This window comes from Chryseobacterium sp. HR92 (assembly GCF_045689405.1).
In the GTDB taxonomy this organism is placed as follows: Bacteria; Bacteroidota; Bacteroidia; order Flavobacteriales; family Weeksellaceae; genus Chryseobacterium; species Chryseobacterium viscerum_A.
Genome location: NZ_CP139139.1, coordinates 4,797,825 through 4,815,098, shown reverse-complemented (window position 1 = coordinate 4,815,098; position 17,274 = coordinate 4,797,825). Strand labels below are relative to the sequence as shown.

Genomic DNA, 17,274 nt, shown 5'->3' with positions numbered 1-17,274 from the left:
TTTTAAAAAGTCTAAATGAATAATAAAGGATTCAACTGGTTCTTTCCAATTGCAATCATAGCTCTTTTGCTCTTCTTTGGCTCCAATTTCCTTGGAGGTGATAGCGCAAAATCTATTGATGAAGATGGTTTCTTTAGAGAAATGCAGGCGGGGAAAGTCCAGAATATAATTATATACAAAGACATAGAGAAAGCTGATGTTTTCCTAACAAAAGAAGCGAAATCAGCAATGGTTTCCAAAGCCGGAAAAGAAAACAACCCCCTTTCTGCCTTCGAAATGGCTCCTAAAGCAGATTTTTCTGTGAAATATGGAGACCTTCAACTTTTCCTTCAAAAATTTGAGCAGGTGAAAGCCAGTAATCCGGTTATTAAAACAACTAAAGATTACGGAACCGGTAAGAGTGCATTGATGGACATCTTAGTTCCTGCGCTGGTTTGGATTTCCATTCTGGGATTATTCTACTTCCTTCTTTTCAGAAAGATGGGTGGAGGCGGAGGTCCTGGCGGACAAATCTTCTCTATCGGTAAATCTAAAGCGAAGCTTTTCGACGAAAAAGAAAGAATTCAGGTAACATTCAAAGATGTTGCAGGATTGGAAGGTGCTAAAGAAGAAGTTCAGGAAGTTGTGGATTTCTTGAAAAACTCTGAAAAATATACAAAATTGGGAGGTAAAATTCCTAAAGGAGTTCTTTTAGTGGGCCCTCCGGGAACCGGTAAAACATTATTGGCAAAAGCTGTTGCAGGTGAAGCTAAAGTTCCGTTCTTCTCACTTTCTGGTTCAGATTTCGTTGAAATGTTTGTTGGGGTAGGAGCTTCCAGAGTAAGAGACCTTTTTGCCCAGGCTAAAGCAAAATCTCCGGCAATCATCTTTATTGATGAGATTGATGCTATCGGACGTGCAAGAGGAAAAAATAATTTCTCAGGCGGAAACGACGAAAGAGAGAATACATTGAACCAGCTTCTTACCGAAATGGACGGTTTCGGAACAGATGTCAATGTCATTGTAATGGCAGCTACCAACAGAGCAGATATTCTGGATAAAGCATTAATGAGAGCAGGACGTTTTGACCGTTCTATCTATGTAGATCTTCCGGAACTTCACGAAAGAAGACAGATCTTTGATGTTCACTTGAAAAAAATCAAGCTTGATGATAATGTAGACAGGGATTTCTTAGCAAAACAAACTCCTGGATTCAGTGGGGCGGATATTGCTAATGTTTGTAATGAAGCAGCATTGATCGCAGCGAGATATAACCATACTTCTGTTACTAAACAGGACTTCCTGGATGCGGTAGACAGAATTATCGGTGGACTTGAGAAGAAAAATATGGCAATCAAGCCATCTGAAAAGAGAAGAGTTGCTTATCATGAAGCAGGCCACGCTACAATCTCCTGGTTGGTAGAACATGCATCACCACTTTTAAAAGTAACGATTGTTCCAAGAGGTCGTTCTTTAGGAGCAGCATGGTATCTTCCGGAAGAAAGACAGCTTACGACTACTGAGCAAATGCTGGACGAAATGTGTGCAACATTGGGAGGTAGAGCCGCAGAGCAGGTGATCTTCAATAATATCTCTACAGGAGCACTTTCTGACCTTGAAACAGTGACGAAGAGAGCTCAGGCAATGGTAACAATCTATGGATTAAGCCCGAATATCGGTAACATCTCTTACTACGACAGTTCAGGACAGTCTGAATATTCTTTCGGAAAACCTTATTCTGAAGAAACCGCTACTAAAATTGATGCAGAGATCAAATTGATTATCGAAAATCAATATGAAAGAGCGGTAAGGATTCTTGAAGAAAATAAAGATAAACTGGATGCTCTGGCAAATAAATTGTTAGAAAAAGAAGTGATCTTCCGTGAAGACTTAGAAGAAATATTCGGAAAAAGAGCATGGGATCCGGAATTGACAGAGAAGCCTGTTACCAACACTATTCCTGAAAAAGATCAGCCGATAGTAGTGGAAACACCTCAGATCAAAGAAAAAGAAGAAGAAAGCGAAATACAGGCTCCAGAAAGCCCGACACAGCTTTAAGACTCTTAAAAAATATACCTTACAAAAACCTGACAGCTTCAAAATTGTCAGGTTTTTTCATATTTAAAGAGATATTTTGAACTCTATTGTAATTTATTTTCTATTTTTGTATAAAGTTGACTAAAAATAGATTAAGTTGAATTTATTCAAGAGGATTGTAAGCAAACTTACCAACCAGCCTGAAGAAGAGGACAAACAGAGCCTGGAGAAGCTTGGGGATTCGCTGAAAAATGCGGATCTTGACTATAAGTTTGCGCAATTATTTACGCATTCGGGGGGATTTTTTAATTATTGTGCAGATGAAGCGGAGGCTCTACAAACTTTAAATCAAATTATCAAAATAGAAGGTATTCACAACCTTTTCTGTTGGGATAAAGAACTTCAGAACTTTTTGAACGTTGTGAAGACTACGTATACTTCAGATCTGCAGCCGTCTAACGATGCTGCATTTATCACATGTGAATACCTGATTGCCTATGATGGCAGGATCATGCTTTCGCATAATAATATTCTTCATTATCATTCTTCAAGACTTCCCGATAGAATTATCATCATTGCCAATGTTTCTCAGATTGTAAACAACCTGAATGATGCAATGGGGAAAATAAAAAGGAACGGAAATATCAAGAACCTTACTTCCATCAGCGGAAGTCAGTCTAAAATGGACAGTTCTTCCAATTCCAATACAAAACTGTTTTTATTGCTGCTTGAAGATTAAGCAATCACTTCTAAATTTTAAATTTTGGATAAAAATCTCATTCAAAGAACCGTATCAGGTATAGTCTATGTAGCCGTCATTATACTTTGTTCGACTCCGCTGGGAGCACAACTGTTGAACAGCATCACCCCTGGCCTTATCAAACAACAGTATCTTTTTTATGGCTTAATGAGTCTGTTACTGATTGTGGGAACATGGGAGTGTGTTAAAATCATGAAGTTTGGTAATGGTTATGAAAAATGGGTGGTATATCCATTAGTCATTTTCATATTCTATATTTTTTCCAAAAGATATTTCAACCACGATTTCTTTTTTGATTTCAGGCTCAGTGAAATACTGGCGCTGGCGCTGATTGGGATTGCTGTGGTTACTTTATTCAAATATCCCAGCGAATTATACTTTGACAGTGGGAAACTTATTTTTACCGTTATTTATGCAGCGCTCCCATTCAGTTTTGCATTGGGGCTACCTAAGTTTTCCAGTTATAATGAAAGTTTCTCTCTGGAGGTTCTGTTCCTGTTTATTCTGATCTGGAGTAGTGATACCTTTGCCTATCTGGTGGGAAAGTTCTTTGGTAAACATAAAATGGCACCTAAAATTTCTCCTAAAAAGACATGGGAAGGATATGCAGGTGGCGTAGTGCTAACATTGGTTTTATCCTACTTTATTGAACATTATCAGCCTGAGCTGAGAGGGAACTGGATGGTTGTAGGATTTTTGGTTGCTGCCTTTGCCCCGCTTGGAGATCTGGTAGAAAGCCAGTTGAAAAGAAATTTCGGTGTGAAAGACAGTGGAAACATCATTCCGGGGCATGGAGGAGTTTTAGACAGGCTGGATAGTTTTATTATCTGCGTTCCTGTCGTATATTTGTACTTTATTTTAGAAAAATTTATTTAGTCTCATGAAATTACATAGAGAATCAAAAGGAACGATTACCGTTGCGACCATACTTTTTATCATCCTGGGCGCTTTAGCAATTTATTTCCTTAAAATATGGTCCCTGTTGATCATTATACCTTTGTTGGTTATTTACAGTTTAGTTTTCTGGTTTTTCAGAGTTCCGGATCGTAATATCCTTGATCACAAAGAAAACGTGATAGCTCCGGTGGACGGAAAGGTGGTAATGATCAAAGAAGTGGATGAAGATGAATTTATAAAAGGAAAAGCCATTCAGGTTTCTATTTTTATGTCTCCGCTGAATGTTCACATCTGTAGATATCCTGTTTCAGGGGAAGTGATTTACAAAAAATACCACCCGGGAAAATATCTGGTAGCATGGCATGAAAAATCTTCTACAGAGAACGAAAGAACTACTGTAGCAGTACAAACTATGACCAATCATAGAGTTGTCTTCAGACAAATTGCCGGATATGTGGCCAGAAGGATTGTTTTCTACTGTAATGAAGGCGATAAAGCAAAAGCCGGGCATGAGTTCGGATTTATTAAATTCGGGTCCAGAATGGATGTATTCCTGCCTTTGGATACTGAGATTATCTGCAAGATCGGAGATATTACAAAAGGAGGTTTGGATGTTATCGCTAAACTGAAAGAAAATTAATATTCTTATAGTATATAAACTGAAAAGAGGGCCTTTATGGCCCTCTTTTTTATTAGATGAATTGAGAAGTCGATCTGCTGATTTGAGTTTAACTACGCGTGAGTAATATTGCGTATCAGGGAAAGAATACTTTTTTATTTGTATTGATAATTTTGCTTGTTTAAAAAGCACAGGCTATTTATATTTTTAAATGATGGAGAACAAATAGACATTAATTTTTATAAAAATGCTTTTTTATTAGATAATTTTAATGTTGGATTTTTAGTAAATTGTAACTGGAAAACACAAATCATATTCTTTTACCGCTAAAAATTACAGGCCTATATTTTGTTTTGTAAGTTTTTATTTAAAAGCTATTAATATTGGGGAATTTATGCTGTCAGTAGTACAGATGCCAACCTGAGCTTGTGAAAACATAAAAAAACAACAAAATGATTTATAAGTTTTTCTTTAAGGTGATTAATGATGAAACAGAGAATATGGATGATGATTTTGAAAGTAGTTATCTCCATCTTATTAACCGGTATCTGCTTTTATTGTTTTTCATATTTCTGTTTTATTCCATTTTTATTATTACTTTTTTCGGAGATATGTTGATCTCAATATTTCTTACCGTTATTACCTTTTTCTGGTTGTTTTTAATGTCAATAAAAGGGAAGACAAAGCGGTTCAGAAATGTGTTGAAAAGGGCTGTCATCTTTATATTTGTACTGCTGACTTTTATAGTAAGCTTTTTTAATATTTATACTTACAAAAATGCGGGAGTAGAGTATTTCTATTTTTGCCTTTTATTTGCTGTCCCCTTCTTTCTGAACTATAAAAAAGATGCTTTTGCGATCTTCTTCATTGCTTTCATAATCAGTATTAACTTTATTGCATGTCTTTACTTTGATTTTGATTTCCTGCCTAAAAGCAGATTTATAGAAAAAGAGGATTTTAAAACAATAAAATTGCTGAATATTTTATTTTCCGTTGCCTCTTTCCTGATGGATATAGTTTTTATCACTCAGAAAGACGCACTGATTCATGGTTTGATTTCCGATAAAAAAGAGAAAGACTCTACCATCAAAGATTTGGTGAAAACGAATACAGAACTGATGAAACAGCAAATGCTGATTAATCACCTTTCAGAAGAGAACATCCACGAGATTTTAAGTTTAGCAGAAAGTAATTCACCCATGTTTTTTGAAAAATTTCAGATATTTTTCCCTCATTTTATTCCTGATATTTTAAAAATAAATCCTAATCTCATTCATTCTGAACTCTATTTCTGTGCTTTGATGAAGCTTGATTTTGATACCAAGAGGATTGCACAGTGTACCAATAACAGTATTCGTGCTGTAGAAAGTAAAAAATACAGGATCCGGAAGAAACTGAATATATCCTCTGAGATCAATATCAATGGCTTTTTGATTAAAATATAACAAAATTCCGATTTTTGTTACTTATACGTAGTGTTGAGTGCCGGGTGATGATGTTTTTTGTTTTTCTTGTCAATATTTTTACTTATAAAAACATTGTGATGAATATTAAGAACATTCATATTGGAAGCCTGATCCGAACCAAAGTGGAAGAGCATCAGATTTCAATAGAAAGAATCTCCAGATTTTTAGACAGACCGGAAGATGATATAGAAATGATGTATCAGGCAAAAAGTATTGATACGGATGTTCTGTTGAAATGGTGTAAGCTTTTAAAATTTGATTTTTTTAGATTTTATACCGGTCATCTTATTTTGTATGCTCCGCAGTCAAGAGTTGATAATGCATTCAGAGGAAAGGGGAGTACTATACTTTTTAGAAAAAGTATTTATACACAGGAGGTAAAGGATTTTATACTTGATAGAATAAAAACAGGAACAATGACAGCCGGTGATGTGGTTGAAAGGTATAAAATTCCCAAGACAACTTTATATAAATGGATGAAAAAAATATAATATGATTCCTGATTACAAGCAGATTTATACCGATATTCTTGAAGAGAAGTTCCCAGAAAAATTAATAGATGCAGCCATCAGGCTCAAGCTGGAAACATTGCATTCAGCTTTTGATATTCTTAAATTTAATCAAATGATTTTTGGAGAACCGGAATATGTGGTTGGATTCAATAATCAAAGGTTGCGCTCTTATGATGAAGAATCTATTTTGAAAATTCTAAGATATCAAAAACAGAACGAGCTTACCAATCTTCAGCTTGGTAAACAGTTTAAAATAAGCAGAAATACAATTGCAAAGTGGAAAACTATTTTTAAAGTATAAATAATTTTATGTTTTGTTTGATCTAATGCCATTATTTTTTTTAATAAATGGAAAATAATTGCTTTTGCATTATTTAAGTTTTGATTTTTTTAATTTATGGTTGGGTTTTATAAAATAACTCAACTTTTTATTTATGCTTTTCAGGATTGTAAGTTATTGGTGTTTTGTGAGTTTTACTACGCGTGAGTAGTATTGCGTAGGGGAAATTAATTTGTAATGGTCTGAGGGTGATAATTTTGTGACGGTTAAATGACTTAGTTAAAAATTTTACTCATTAAACAATTATAACTTAAAAATGATGGACACAAAATTTACAATTCCCCCAATCAAAGTATTGCTGATAGCACTGCTATTTGCCTTTGGAAAATTTTATTCTCAAGCCAATAATGGAGCGGTAGGAATTAATACCACTACTCCTAATGCTAATTCCGTTTTGGATGTTATCTCAGGAAACAATAACAAAGGAATCCTTATTCCCAGATTAACTGAAGCACAGCGAAATGCTATTACAATTAATCAGTCCAAAGATGATGGTTTGACAATTTATAATACCACAGAAGATTGTTTCAATTATTGGAGCCTTGCGGATAATGAATGGAAAAGTGTCTGCGGACAGATGGGTAAATCTGTTTTTACTATAGACTGCTCCACTTCCAAAGCAGTGGGAAGTTATGTAAAAGGAAAGGAACTTACTAATTCCAATTACCTGAGCATTGCTGTAAATGTAACAAAACCGGGTAATTATACCATTTCCGGAACTACCACCAACGGATACAATTTTTACGGAACCGGAGTATTTTTAAATACCGGAACACAAACAGTACAAATTCCAGGGCAGGGAGCTCCTCAGAATATCCAGACAGATAATGTGTCTCTTGAAGCCAACGGAACAGCTGTTACCTGTACTCCTGCGATTTCTATTACGGTACTAAGCCCTGCAGGAACATATACCATAAGCTGTGGAAGTGCAACGGTAAATGGAGTATATAAAGTAGGAACAGCTCTTACAGCTTCCAATACGATTACCTTGCCTGTGAATGTTGCGGCATTGGGTAGTTATACCATTACAACTAATACGGTTGATGGAATTTCTTTCAGTGGTTCAGGAACATTTACATCCACAGGAAATCAGAATGTAACATTAAGCGGAACGGGAGTTCCGTCTTCCACGTCTGTTAAAACACTTACAATTACTTCCGACAGTCAGGGAGGAGTATCTACGACATGTTCTGTAAATGTAGTGGTGGTGATTCCTAAAAAAACGGTACTTCATATTGGATTAGAAACGGCTTACGGTTATAGTGCTTACACCGGTCCTTCACGAAATCTTATGGATTCTCCAACGAACTTTGGAGCAACGGCTTCAAGTATCGTTAAATATGAAGGTTTTACACATATATCTCTGGGAAACTCTCCTTCATCAGGAGCTCTTCAAACGGCTCTTAATAACAAACCTGATATTGTTATAATTGGTTACAACTATACACCTAATGCCACAGATGCAGGTTATATTGCTTCTTACCTTAATAAAAAAGGAGTTGTAATTGCTTTGACAGATGATACAGGTACTGCGCAGAACTTATTCAGAGGAATATTCTCCGATCCCACGATTTCAACTTCTTATGGAGGAGGAGCGGGCTCTGTCTATGCACTTACCAATTCCGATGATCCAATCCTTAATGGACCTTTTGGAGATGTGAGAGGTAAAAACTGGGGCGAAGATGCTTCTACAACAGTAAGTGTTTCCGGATTGACAAGCGGTTTTGTTCCTTACAGCTATGCACAACCTATCAACAATACAACGACTAGAACAGGAATTTCAGGATTAAGAAATACCAGTTTAAACTTTATATGGTTTGGTGACGGTGGTTTTTTAAGTAATGAAAATGCGAACGGAAATCAATATGCAAGTAATACCATTGAACCTTTTGTAGCTCCAAGTTCGGGAGGATATTTCCCGGTTCAGAAATCTTCTTATGGATATGCCGGAAACGGATATGCAACAGGATCAATGCAAGTTCAGAATTCGATTCTTTTTGCCAATATGATCGCCTGGGCAGTAAAACAGGCAGAATTCAGCGGAATAAACACACAATGATAAAAGTTTTTTAAAGATGGCTCCGGCACGATGATTCGTACCGGAGTTTTTTATTTTATATACTTTTTAATCTCTTCTGTAAGGCTTAATATAAATTCTACCGGGAGATCTTCTTCAGGATCAATTAAGAGAATTTTAAACTTCTTTCTGCCATCCATAATCAGCTCCGGATAATCAAGTTTGTCACCGTGGTAAAAGCTGATATAATGTTTCCTGTATTTTTTGCTGTAATAGAAATAACACAGCATTTTCTTTTTGTACTTGATAAACGGAAGCCCAAAACTGAATGTTTCTGTAATGTTTTCCGGATCTGAAGCTAAAATAGAATCACGTAAAAATAAAAGAGTACTTCTTTCAGGCTCTTCGATTCTGTAGAAATACTCTTGTATAGGGTTCATTTTAATTAAATTAAAATATTAGTCGAAATTTTGAAGTTCAACAAGCTTGTTATACATTCCTTTTTTAGCGATCAGGTCATGATGTGTTCCCTGTTCTACAATATCACCTTTTTCCATCACTACGATCCAGTCTGCTTTCTGAATGGTTGAAAGACGGTGGGCAATTACCAAGGAAGTTCTGTTTTCCATCATTTTCTCCAGGGCATCCTGTACGAATCTTTCAGATTCCGTATCCAGTGCAGAGGTTGCTTCATCCAGAATCATAATTGGTGGGTTTTTCAATACGGCTCTCGCAATAGAAACTCTTTGCTTTTGACCTCCGGAAAGCTTACCGCCATCATCTCCGATATTGGAATCATAGCCTTCAGGAAGTGTGGTGATAAATGCATCTGCATTGGCAATTTTTGCGGCAGCAATCACCTCTTCTCTTGTAGCATCAGGTTTACCCATCAGAATATTATTGTAAACGGAATCATTAAATAATACGGATTCCTGTGTTACCATCCCCAAAAGTTTGCGGTATTCATCTAGCTTTAAATGTTTAACATTGGTTCCGTCTATCATGATTTCTCCTTCGGAAACATCATAGAATCTTGCTAAAAGATTGGCAATGGTTGTTTTACCACTTCCACTTTGCCCAACAAGAGCAACCGTTTTCCCTTTTGGAATGGAAAGTGAAAAGTTTTTAAGAATCGTATGATCTTTATCGTAGTAAAAGCCAATATTATTAAACTCGATAGAATGATTTAATGTTGAGATAGAAACAGGATTGGCTATTTCATCAATTTTTACATCAGCATCCAGAATTGCCAAAACTCTTTCAAGAGAAGCTTCTCCTTTCTGTACATTTGAAATTGACTGAGATAAACTTTTTACAGGAGGTAAAATCTGGAAGAAAATACCCAGAAAAACTAAGAAATCAGCAGGTGAAATACTTTGTTCTACAATGATTTGTTTTCCTCCATACCAAGCGATAATTAAGAATGTAACCGAACCTAAAAATTCGCTCATCGGAGATGCAAGTTCCTTTTTTCTGCCTAATCTTATGGAGCTGTTGATCCATTTCTGCATAGACTGCATAAAACGGTTGTCCATTATTTTTTCTGCACTGAAAATCTTAATCACCTTTGTAGATTTCAATGTTTCGTCTACAATGGAGAAAATAGTTCCCATTTCATTTTGGGCTTCGTGGGAGTCTTTTTTCAGGCTTTTTCCTATTAAAGCAATCATAGTTCCCATTACAGGCAATACCAGAAGTGAGAAAAGGGTCATCTCTGTACTTAAAAAGAAAAGTGTCACCAGTGTGCTTATCAGCATGAAAGGTGCATTGATCAATTCCACTAAACTTCCCAGAATATTACCTTCAACTTCACCCACGTCATTTGACATACGAGACATCAGGTCTCCCTTTCTGCTTTCTGTAAAAAAGGAAACGGGTAAAGAAAGAATCTTTCTGTACATCGCTCCACGAAGGTCCTGGGTAACACCTACACGATAATTGATCAGTAAAAATGAACCCAAATATCTGAAAAGGTTTCTCAGTAAAAACATAAAAGCCGTTATCACGCAAAGCCAAGCCAAAACATTAAGTGCTCCATGCTCAGTTACTAAACTCTGAACATAATAATTGGCGTACTCTTTTGCATAAGAGAAAAAATCTAGAATCTCTCCCGAATACACAGGTGGATGGCTGTATTTTTTAGCCTCAATGGTTCCGAAGAGCATTCCCAAAACCGGTAGAATAGTTCCTAAGGAAGCAATCTGAAAAACAGAATACATAAGGTTGAAAAACAAGCTCCCGTAGATGTATTTTTGGTGAGGTCTTGCGAACTTCAGTATTTTAATATATTGGTTCATTCAATGAAAAAATTGGATAGCAAAATTACGTAAAATTAAAAGATAAGACGTCCTTAATCCTGTTTTACTTTAATGGATAAGTTTCAAAAAATGTCTTTTTGTTACAACTCAGCGGTATTAAGCTTTATTTTTTGAATAAATTAAACCTGATGATGACGTGAAAATAGAAGATAAGAAGGTATTACTGTTTAATAAAAAAAACCACTATTTCAGCGGTTTTGATATAATGATTGAATTAAAAATTCACCTGGTCATTATACTTTGGAGCAAAATTTTTAGGATTCAATTTATCCAGAGTTTTTCCAAAATTATTGATGATCTGCGTCATATTATCAAAATCTACGATGTTGATGTCATCGTTTTCATGATGATAATGAGATGCTTTCGTCATGTCTACTGTGGAGAATGAATGGGCAATGATTTTCTTTTTTACAAAGCTTACATTGTCTGAACGGTAGAACAGCTGTTGTTTTGCATAAGGATCTGCATTGAGTTTTAATCCGTTTACTGCATTTTTATTGAAAAGCTCATCAAGATCAGAGAATCCGTCTCCTGTCATATATAATGCGTTTTTTCCCCACTGAGATTCTGTGGCTACCATTTCAAAATTGAAAAGTGCAGTCATCTTATTATAAATAGGGTCCAGATTTTGATCTGTGGAAATAGCTGTTGAACCTAACATTCCTTTCTCTTCGCCGTTGAATGCCATAAATACCATAGAGAATTCAGGCTTTTTGTTTTTAAAATAATCGGCAATACCTACCAGAGTAGTAATTCCGCTGGCGTCATCATCTGCTCCGTTATAAATATTGTCGCCACTTTTGTCACTGGTTCCGATATGATCAAAATGCCCTGAGAATCCAAGATACTTATCTGTTTTTCCTTTTTTGATACCACAGACATTGTATACCGTTTTCCCGTTATAATCAAACGGTACCAGATAGGATTTTCCTGTGCAGTATTCCAGATTGTTTTCTTTGAAAAGCTTCGCTATATAATTGGCTGCATTTTCATTTTCCTGAGTTCCGATTTCACGTCCTCTCATTTCATCTGATGCCAGTGTGGAAAGGACTGTTTTCACCCTTTCTTTTGAAACTTCCTGCGCAAAAGTGAATATGGAGAATAGTGATAAAGTAAGAAATGTTAGCTTTTTCATTGTCTTTTATTAAAATTATATGATTTGTTGCGTTTACAACCGAAAAGTTGCATGAATGTACATAAATTAATTGATCTGGCAGAGGAGATGATGTCAATTAAGAGTATGGGATAAATAAAAAACAGCTCCTAAAAAGAAGCTGTTCTCACTCAAAAAATCGTTGTAAGGCTATCGAAGTCTGTCTACAGATTTTACGAGCCTCTCATCTTTACGGATGTAAATGTTTGCAATAAGCAGACAGATTACCGCAATTAATGGGAAAATCGGCTCAATACCCTTCTCAGGAAAATGAATTCCTCCGGATAAGTTTAGTAACCAGTACGCCAATACACCAATCAACAAAACGTTTATAATGATGCTGATGGTATTCAGCAAAATTTGTCTTTTTCTGTTTTTGAAACTAAAAATACTTAATGCTCCGGTAATAACCAGCACTATACAGCCGATATTAAGTAAAGGAATACTGTCTGAAATGACAACATCCTGTCCCGTTATAAAAAGGAAAACAGCAGCTAAAACTGCTAATAAAGTCCATATAGTTTGTATTCTCTGTAGCATTGAATATTAAATTCTTGGCAAAAATAACATAAATTTTGCACAATTCAAAAATAAGTGTAGATTTGCATTATACAATGTACTTGAAAACCAAAGTCGCCGGACTTACTTTTCTTACTCACAATTAATTACATTTTTACATAAATATGTTTAACATAGAAACGTTAAGGTCAAAATCCGTAACGGAACTGACTAAAATCTTAAAAGATTTGGGCGTTAAAGTTGCAAGAACCAGCAATGAAAATGACAAGATCTTTGCTATTCTTGACTTTCAGGCTTCTAACCCTAAAGTTGCAAAAGATTATTTCAACGCCACAGAACCCGCCAGTGTAACTACTGAAGAGGCCCCAGCAGATAAACCTGCTAAAGCCCCGGCAAGAAAAGCTGCTCCCAAAAAACCAGCAGCCAAGCCAAAAACAAATATAAAAGCTCCGGCAGAAGAACCTAAAGCAGAAGAGAAAGTAGAAGAAATGGTACCCGCTTCTGAAGAGATAAAACAGGAAGAACCCAAAGCTGAAGCAGCTGCAGTAACTGAAGAGTCAGCAGCAAGCGCCCAGGCAAAAAAGAAAAGAAAAAGAGTTTCTACCAATACAGGTAACGCAGAAGTATCTCAGGAAAAAACAGAAGCTCCAAAAAACACAGAATCTCAAGAGCCGGTTCAGGCTGAAGAAAAGCCTAACAATCCTCAACAGCAACAGGCTAACAGACCTCAAAAAGGACACAACCACCCACAAAACAGTGGAAACCAACATAAAAATCAAAACCAAAACCAGCATCAGCAGCATCAAAACCAAAATCAGAATCAAAACAGACATTCTGAAAAGGCAGAAGAGCAGCATGACCATAAAAAAGAATTCAATTTCGATGGATTGGTAAGTATAGAAGGTGTTTTGGAAATTTTACCGGATAACTACGGATTTTTACGTTCTTCAGATTTCAGCTATATCTCTTCTCCAGATGATGTGTATGTATCTACAGCGCAGATCAGGAATTATGGTTTGAAAACCGGAGATACCGTGAAAGGAATTGTAAGACTTCCAAAAGAAGGTGAAAAATACTTTTCATTATTAAAACCTACAGAAGTTAACGGACGTGACCTTGCATTCATCAAGGACCGTGTTGCTTTTGAATATCTTACTCCACTTTTCCCGGAAGAAAAATTCAATTTGGCAGGAAACAATTCTACGATTTCTACAAGAATTGTAGATTTATTTGCCCCTATTGGAAAAGGTCAGAGAGCAATGATCGTTGCACAGCCTAAAACAGGTAAGACGATGTTGCTTAAAGATATTGCTAATTCTATTGCAGCCAACCACCCGGAAGTATACATGATGGTTCTTTTGATTGATGAACGTCCGGAAGAGGTTACTGATATGGAAAGAAGTGTAAATGCAGAAGTTATCGCTTCTACATTTGACGAGGCAGCTGAAAAACACGTGAAAGTAGCCAACCTTGTTCTTGCAAAAGCACAAAGAATGGTAGAATGCGGGCACGATGTAGTAATCTTACTGGATTCTATTACAAGATTGGCAAGAGCATACAACACGGTAACGCCTGCATCAGGTAAAGTTCTTTCCGGTGGGGTAGATGCCAATGCTCTTCACAAGCCGAAAAGATTCTTCGGAGCAGCAAGAAAAATTGAAGGTGGAGGATCTCTGACGATTATTGCAACCGCATTGATTGATACAGGATCTAAAATGGATGAAGTAATCTTTGAAGAATTCAAAGGTACTGGTAACATGGAACTTCAATTAGACAGAAAAATTGCTAACAGAAGAATTTATCCTGCTATCGACTTAATTTCTTCCAGCACACGTAGAGATGATCTGCTTCTGGATGAAGTAACTTCTCAGAGAATGTGGATCTTCAGAAAATATCTTTCTGAAATGAATCCTGTAGAAGCAATGGAATTTGTAAATAAGAATATCAAAGGAACTCTCAATAATGAAGAATTCCTGATGTCTATGAATAAATAAATTTAATTTAATATTGTTAAATAGAAAGCACGGATCATTTGGTTCGTGCTTTTTGTTGGCTGTAAATAAAAAAAAATAAAACTTAATTCATTCTAAATCAATGTATCAATGTTAAAGATTTATTAAAGTAATCTACAATCCTTGATAATACCTTAAATATTGGCTATTTTTGGATTATAACATTAAAAATAAAGTTTATGTCATTTGAATTACCAAAACTAGGATATGCATATGATGCATTAGAGCCGACTATTGATGCAAGAACTATGGAAATCCACCATACAAAACACCACCAGGCATATATTGACAATTTAAATAAAGCAATTGAAGGAACTGAACTAGCAGGAAAAACAATCGAAGAAATCTGCCAGACAGGAACTGACAAGCCAGCAGTAAGAAACAATGGAGGAGGACACTTCAACCACTCTTTATTCTGGGAAATTTTAACTCCGGGAGGAAGCAAAGAACCTGTAGGAAATGTAAAAGCAGCTATTGAAAACTATGGAGGTCTTGAAAAATTCAAAACTGATTTTTCTGATGCAGCTAAAACAAGATTCGGTTCAGGATGGGCTTGGTTAGTAAAAAATGCTGACGGTTCTGTATCTGTTTCTTCTACACCTAACCAGGACAACCCATTAATGCCTGTAGCAGACGTTAAAGGAACTCCGGTTTTAGGATTAGACGTTTGGGAACATGCTTATTATTTAAACTACCAAAACAGAAGACCTGACTATGTTTCTGCATTCTTCGATGTAGTAAACTGGGATAAAGTAGAAGAATTATTCAATAAATAATTTTCAGCTATTATAAAAATGAAAAGGTTCAGAATTTCTCTGAACCTTTTTTGTTGAGTATTATTTAAAATTTACCTTATTGCATCACTTCCGGATAATCCATTCATTCTGAGTTTATATTTCCAGTTCACATATACGAAAACCTGATATAATTTATATTCAAACTTGATCCCGTAATTTTCCTGCGGATCATAATCTATTCCGGATTCTATGATATTTCTGTATCTCCCGGAATTATAATAACTGTTCCATTCGTTCACCAAAAATGTATTTTTCGTCTTCAGATAAGATTCTGTATACTGGCTGATGGGTTTGGCAACTGCACTCAAAAAATAATCAAATTGTGTATCAATGACCGTAAGATCCCATTCTCCGTCTTCGTTTTTAGAAGGCTTCATTTCATGTTGTTCTTTATCTTTCTTTGGTGTTTCCTGAGAAAAACAGCTGTAAGGTATCAATGCTATCAATACCAATAAAATAATATTTTTCATGATTAAGGTATTTACATAAAAAAAGCACTCCAATAAGAGTGCCTAACTTTTTTATGGTTCTTTCTGGAGAACTACAAATGCCGGGAAGTGGTCACTGTATCCACCTGTGAACTGGTCTCCATTCCAGGATCTGAAAGGATAGCCTTTATAATTTCCTTCTTTATTGACTAAATAAGCCGGTGCAAAAATTTCTGTTTTATATACAGAGTATTCTTTGGTTACCTGATCTGAAATTACGTTTTTAGAAACGATAATCTGGTCAAACAGGTTCGGTGCATCCTGATAGGCAAGAGATGCTACTCCTTTCTTGTATAAAGGGTACATCAGATTAAGGTATGGTGTTTCCTCACTTAAGTCTTTAGGTGCTGCCTGAGCCTTCAGATGATTTTTTAAACTCGGGCTTACAGGATCATCATTAAAGTCACCCATTGCAAAAAGCTTCGTTGTAGGGTCTGCAGCTCTTATACTATCCATCTGTTGTTTCAATAAAGCAGCAGCAGCATTTCTTTTAGGTAAAGAAATTGCTTCACCTCCTCTCCTTGAAGGCCAATGGTTCATAAAGAATGCCACTTTTTCATTATCTAAAAACCCTGTTACAACAAGAATATCTCTGGTATATTCTCTTCTTCCGTTGTCACCGTAGATTACCAATTCTTTTTTTAATGAATTGGTAGGAGTGAATCTTCTTTTCTGATAGATCAATGCAACGTCAATTCCTCTGTAGTCATAAGAGTTGTAATGAATGATTCCGTAATCATATTTCTTTAAAGCAGGTTCATTGATAAGATCCTGGATGACCTGTCTGTTTTCAACCTCAATTAACCCCACTACTGCAGGAGCTGTTTTGGTATACTGTGCTCCCATTTCAGAAATTACTTTGGCTTCGTTGGCCAATTTTGCTTTATAGATTTTGGTTCCATAATTCTTTGCGCTTTTTGGAGTAAATTCTTCAGAACCACCTTGTTCTCGCACTACTTTTTTACCAATTAAAGCACCATCACTCCATGGCCCGTCATATTTTTCAGCTTCCAGAAGTTTGATAGAATCCATAGGAATACTTCTGTGAAAAGCAGGATTTTTAATGTCTTTCGTTCCATCAATATAATCTGCTGAACGGATAGTGTCCCACAGGTTTTCTACATTTAAAAAGCCTACGGTAGCTACTTTTCTCAGTTTTCCTTGTTGCTGTGAAAATGCCATGATCGAAATAATAATGGCAAACAGACTCGAAAATCTCTTCATCTTCTTTGAGTTATTATTAATACTATTTAATTTACAAATTTACTTTTTTTAATTTATTGCATTTTAAATATTTGTAAATTTAAAAGCAATTATCTCAGTATCATTTATATAATGATTCTTAAAAGCTTGCAGTATT

Annotated in this window: 16 protein-coding genes; 10 read left to right on the top strand and 6 right to left on the bottom strand. The window is 35.8% G+C overall.

Annotated elements, in window-relative coordinates; translation table 11 throughout:
* Positions 1–15 precede the first annotated feature (15 nt).
* The 8 genes from ftsH (at position 16) to SFA27_RS21770 (ending at position 8,669) form a co-directional block, all read left to right on the top strand.
* The gene (gene ftsH / locus SFA27_RS21805) at positions 16–2,037 is read left to right on the top strand and encodes an ATP-dependent zinc metalloprotease FtsH (protein WP_047376361.1); all 2,022 of its coding nucleotides are present in this window, start codon (positions 16–18) and stop codon (positions 2,035–2,037) included.
* Between the two features lie 136 nt (positions 2,038–2,173).
* On the top strand, positions 2,174–2,755 hold the full coding sequence (locus tag SFA27_RS21800) for an LUD domain-containing protein (protein ID WP_047376366.1): 582 nt from the start codon (positions 2,174–2,176) through the stop codon (positions 2,753–2,755).
* A 24-nt stretch (positions 2,756–2,779) separates the two neighbouring features.
* A complete protein-coding gene (locus SFA27_RS21795; RefSeq protein WP_407294855.1) occupies positions 2,780–3,652 on the top strand; it encodes a phosphatidate cytidylyltransferase in 873 nt (290 codons plus the stop codon).
* A gap of 4 nt (positions 3,653–3,656) precedes the next feature.
* A complete protein-coding gene (locus SFA27_RS21790; RefSeq protein WP_047376372.1) occupies positions 3,657–4,313 on the top strand; it encodes a phosphatidylserine decarboxylase family protein in 657 nt (218 codons plus the stop codon).
* Positions 4,314–4,744: 431 nt separating this feature from the next.
* A complete protein-coding gene (locus SFA27_RS21785; RefSeq protein ID WP_052184638.1) occupies positions 4,745–5,737 on the top strand; it encodes a hypothetical protein in 993 nt (330 codons plus the stop codon).
* A gap of 98 nt (positions 5,738–5,835) precedes the next feature.
* Complete coding sequence (locus SFA27_RS21780; RefSeq protein ID WP_407294852.1) at positions 5,836–6,249, top strand: transposase; 414 nt, start codon at positions 5,836–5,838, stop codon at positions 6,247–6,249.
* A gap of 1 nt (position 6,250) precedes the next feature.
* Positions 6,251–6,571 carry a helix-turn-helix domain-containing protein gene (locus SFA27_RS21775; protein WP_264518841.1) on the top strand — a complete coding sequence of 107 codons (321 nt, stop codon included), beginning with the start codon at positions 6,251–6,253 and terminating at the stop codon, positions 6,569–6,571.
* 295 nt (positions 6,572–6,866) lie between these two features.
* Entirely contained in the window at positions 6,867–8,669 is a 1,803-nt protein-coding gene (locus tag SFA27_RS21770) for a hypothetical protein (RefSeq protein WP_407294849.1), read from the top strand.
* Positions 8,670–8,719: 50 nt separating this feature from the next.
* Here the strand turns inward: SFA27_RS21770 and SFA27_RS21765 are convergent, their stop codons facing one another.
* From SFA27_RS21765 to SFA27_RS21750, 4 genes are all read right to left on the bottom strand, one after another.
* A complete protein-coding gene (locus tag SFA27_RS21765) occupies positions 8,720–9,067 on the bottom strand; it encodes a DUF1801 domain-containing protein (protein WP_407294848.1) in 348 nt (115 codons plus the stop codon).
* 18 nt (positions 9,068–9,085) lie between these two features.
* Positions 9,086–10,924, bottom strand: a complete 1,839-nt coding sequence (locus tag SFA27_RS21760; protein WP_264518839.1) for an ABC transporter ATP-binding protein — start codon at positions 10,922–10,924, stop codon at positions 9,086–9,088.
* Positions 10,925–11,159: 235 nt separating this feature from the next.
* Positions 11,160–12,080, bottom strand: coding sequence for a M28 family peptidase (locus tag SFA27_RS21755; protein WP_407294844.1), 921 nt, complete (start codon positions 12,078–12,080; stop codon positions 11,160–11,162).
* Between the two features lie 168 nt (positions 12,081–12,248).
* On the bottom strand, positions 12,249–12,638 hold the full coding sequence (locus SFA27_RS21750; RefSeq protein ID WP_255813508.1) for a DUF4293 family protein: 390 nt from the start codon (positions 12,636–12,638) through the stop codon (positions 12,249–12,251).
* Positions 12,639–12,781: 143 nt separating this feature from the next.
* On the opposite strand from SFA27_RS21750, the gene rho reads away from it, so the two are divergent.
* Positions 12,782–14,611, top strand: coding sequence for a transcription termination factor Rho (gene rho, locus SFA27_RS21745; RefSeq protein WP_264518838.1), 1,830 nt, complete (start codon positions 12,782–12,784; stop codon positions 14,609–14,611).
* A 197-nt stretch (positions 14,612–14,808) separates the two neighbouring features.
* Complete coding sequence (locus SFA27_RS21740; protein WP_047376388.1) at positions 14,809–15,405, top strand: superoxide dismutase; 597 nt, start codon at positions 14,809–14,811, stop codon at positions 15,403–15,405.
* Between the two features lie 71 nt (positions 15,406–15,476).
* On the opposite strand, the gene SFA27_RS21735 is transcribed toward SFA27_RS21740, so the two are convergent.
* Both SFA27_RS21735 and SFA27_RS21730 read right to left on the bottom strand, forming a co-directional pair.
* A complete protein-coding gene (locus tag SFA27_RS21735; protein ID WP_047376390.1) occupies positions 15,477–15,896 on the bottom strand; it encodes a DUF6146 family protein in 420 nt (139 codons plus the stop codon).
* Positions 15,897–15,947: 51 nt separating this feature from the next.
* Positions 15,948–17,138: an endonuclease gene (locus SFA27_RS21730; protein WP_047376393.1), complete on the bottom strand. Its 1,191-nt coding sequence runs from the start codon at positions 17,136–17,138 to the stop codon at positions 15,948–15,950.
* Between the last annotated feature and the right edge of the window lie 136 nt (positions 17,139–17,274).

Coding starts and splice junctions, on each gene's coding strand:
- SFA27_RS21780 (WP_407294852.1), top strand. CDS start 5,836: ATGAATATTAAGAACATTCATATTGGAAGCCTGATCCGAACCAAAGTG.
- SFA27_RS21790 (WP_047376372.1), top strand. CDS start 3,657: ATGAAATTACATAGAGAATCAAAAGGAACGATTACCGTTGCGACCATA.
- SFA27_RS21785 (WP_052184638.1), top strand. CDS start 4,745: ATGATTTATAAGTTTTTCTTTAAGGTGATTAATGATGAAACAGAGAAT.
- SFA27_RS21750 (WP_255813508.1), bottom strand. CDS start 12,638: ATGCTACAGAGAATACAAACTATATGGACTTTATTAGCAGTTTTAGCT.
- SFA27_RS21740 (WP_047376388.1), top strand. CDS start 14,809: ATGTCATTTGAATTACCAAAACTAGGATATGCATATGATGCATTAGAG.
- SFA27_RS21760 (WP_264518839.1), bottom strand. CDS start 10,924: ATGAACCAATATATTAAAATACTGAAGTTCGCAAGACCTCACCAAAAA.
- SFA27_RS21730 (WP_047376393.1), bottom strand. CDS start 17,138: ATGAAGAGATTTTCGAGTCTGTTTGCCATTATTATTTCGATCATGGCA.
- SFA27_RS21755 (WP_407294844.1), bottom strand. CDS start 12,080: ATGAAAAAGCTAACATTTCTTACTTTATCACTATTCTCCATATTCACT.
- SFA27_RS21765 (WP_407294848.1), bottom strand. CDS start 9,067: ATGAACCCTATACAAGAGTATTTCTACAGAATCGAAGAGCCTGAAAGA.
- SFA27_RS21770 (WP_407294849.1), top strand. CDS start 6,867: ATGATGGACACAAAATTTACAATTCCCCCAATCAAAGTATTGCTGATA.
- SFA27_RS21775 (WP_264518841.1), top strand. CDS start 6,251: ATGATTCCTGATTACAAGCAGATTTATACCGATATTCTTGAAGAGAAG.
- rho (WP_264518838.1), top strand. CDS start 12,782: ATGTTTAACATAGAAACGTTAAGGTCAAAATCCGTAACGGAACTGACT.
- SFA27_RS21735 (WP_047376390.1), bottom strand. CDS start 15,896: ATGAAAAATATTATTTTATTGGTATTGATAGCATTGATACCTTACAGC.
- ftsH (WP_047376361.1), top strand. CDS start 16: ATGAATAATAAAGGATTCAACTGGTTCTTTCCAATTGCAATCATAGCT.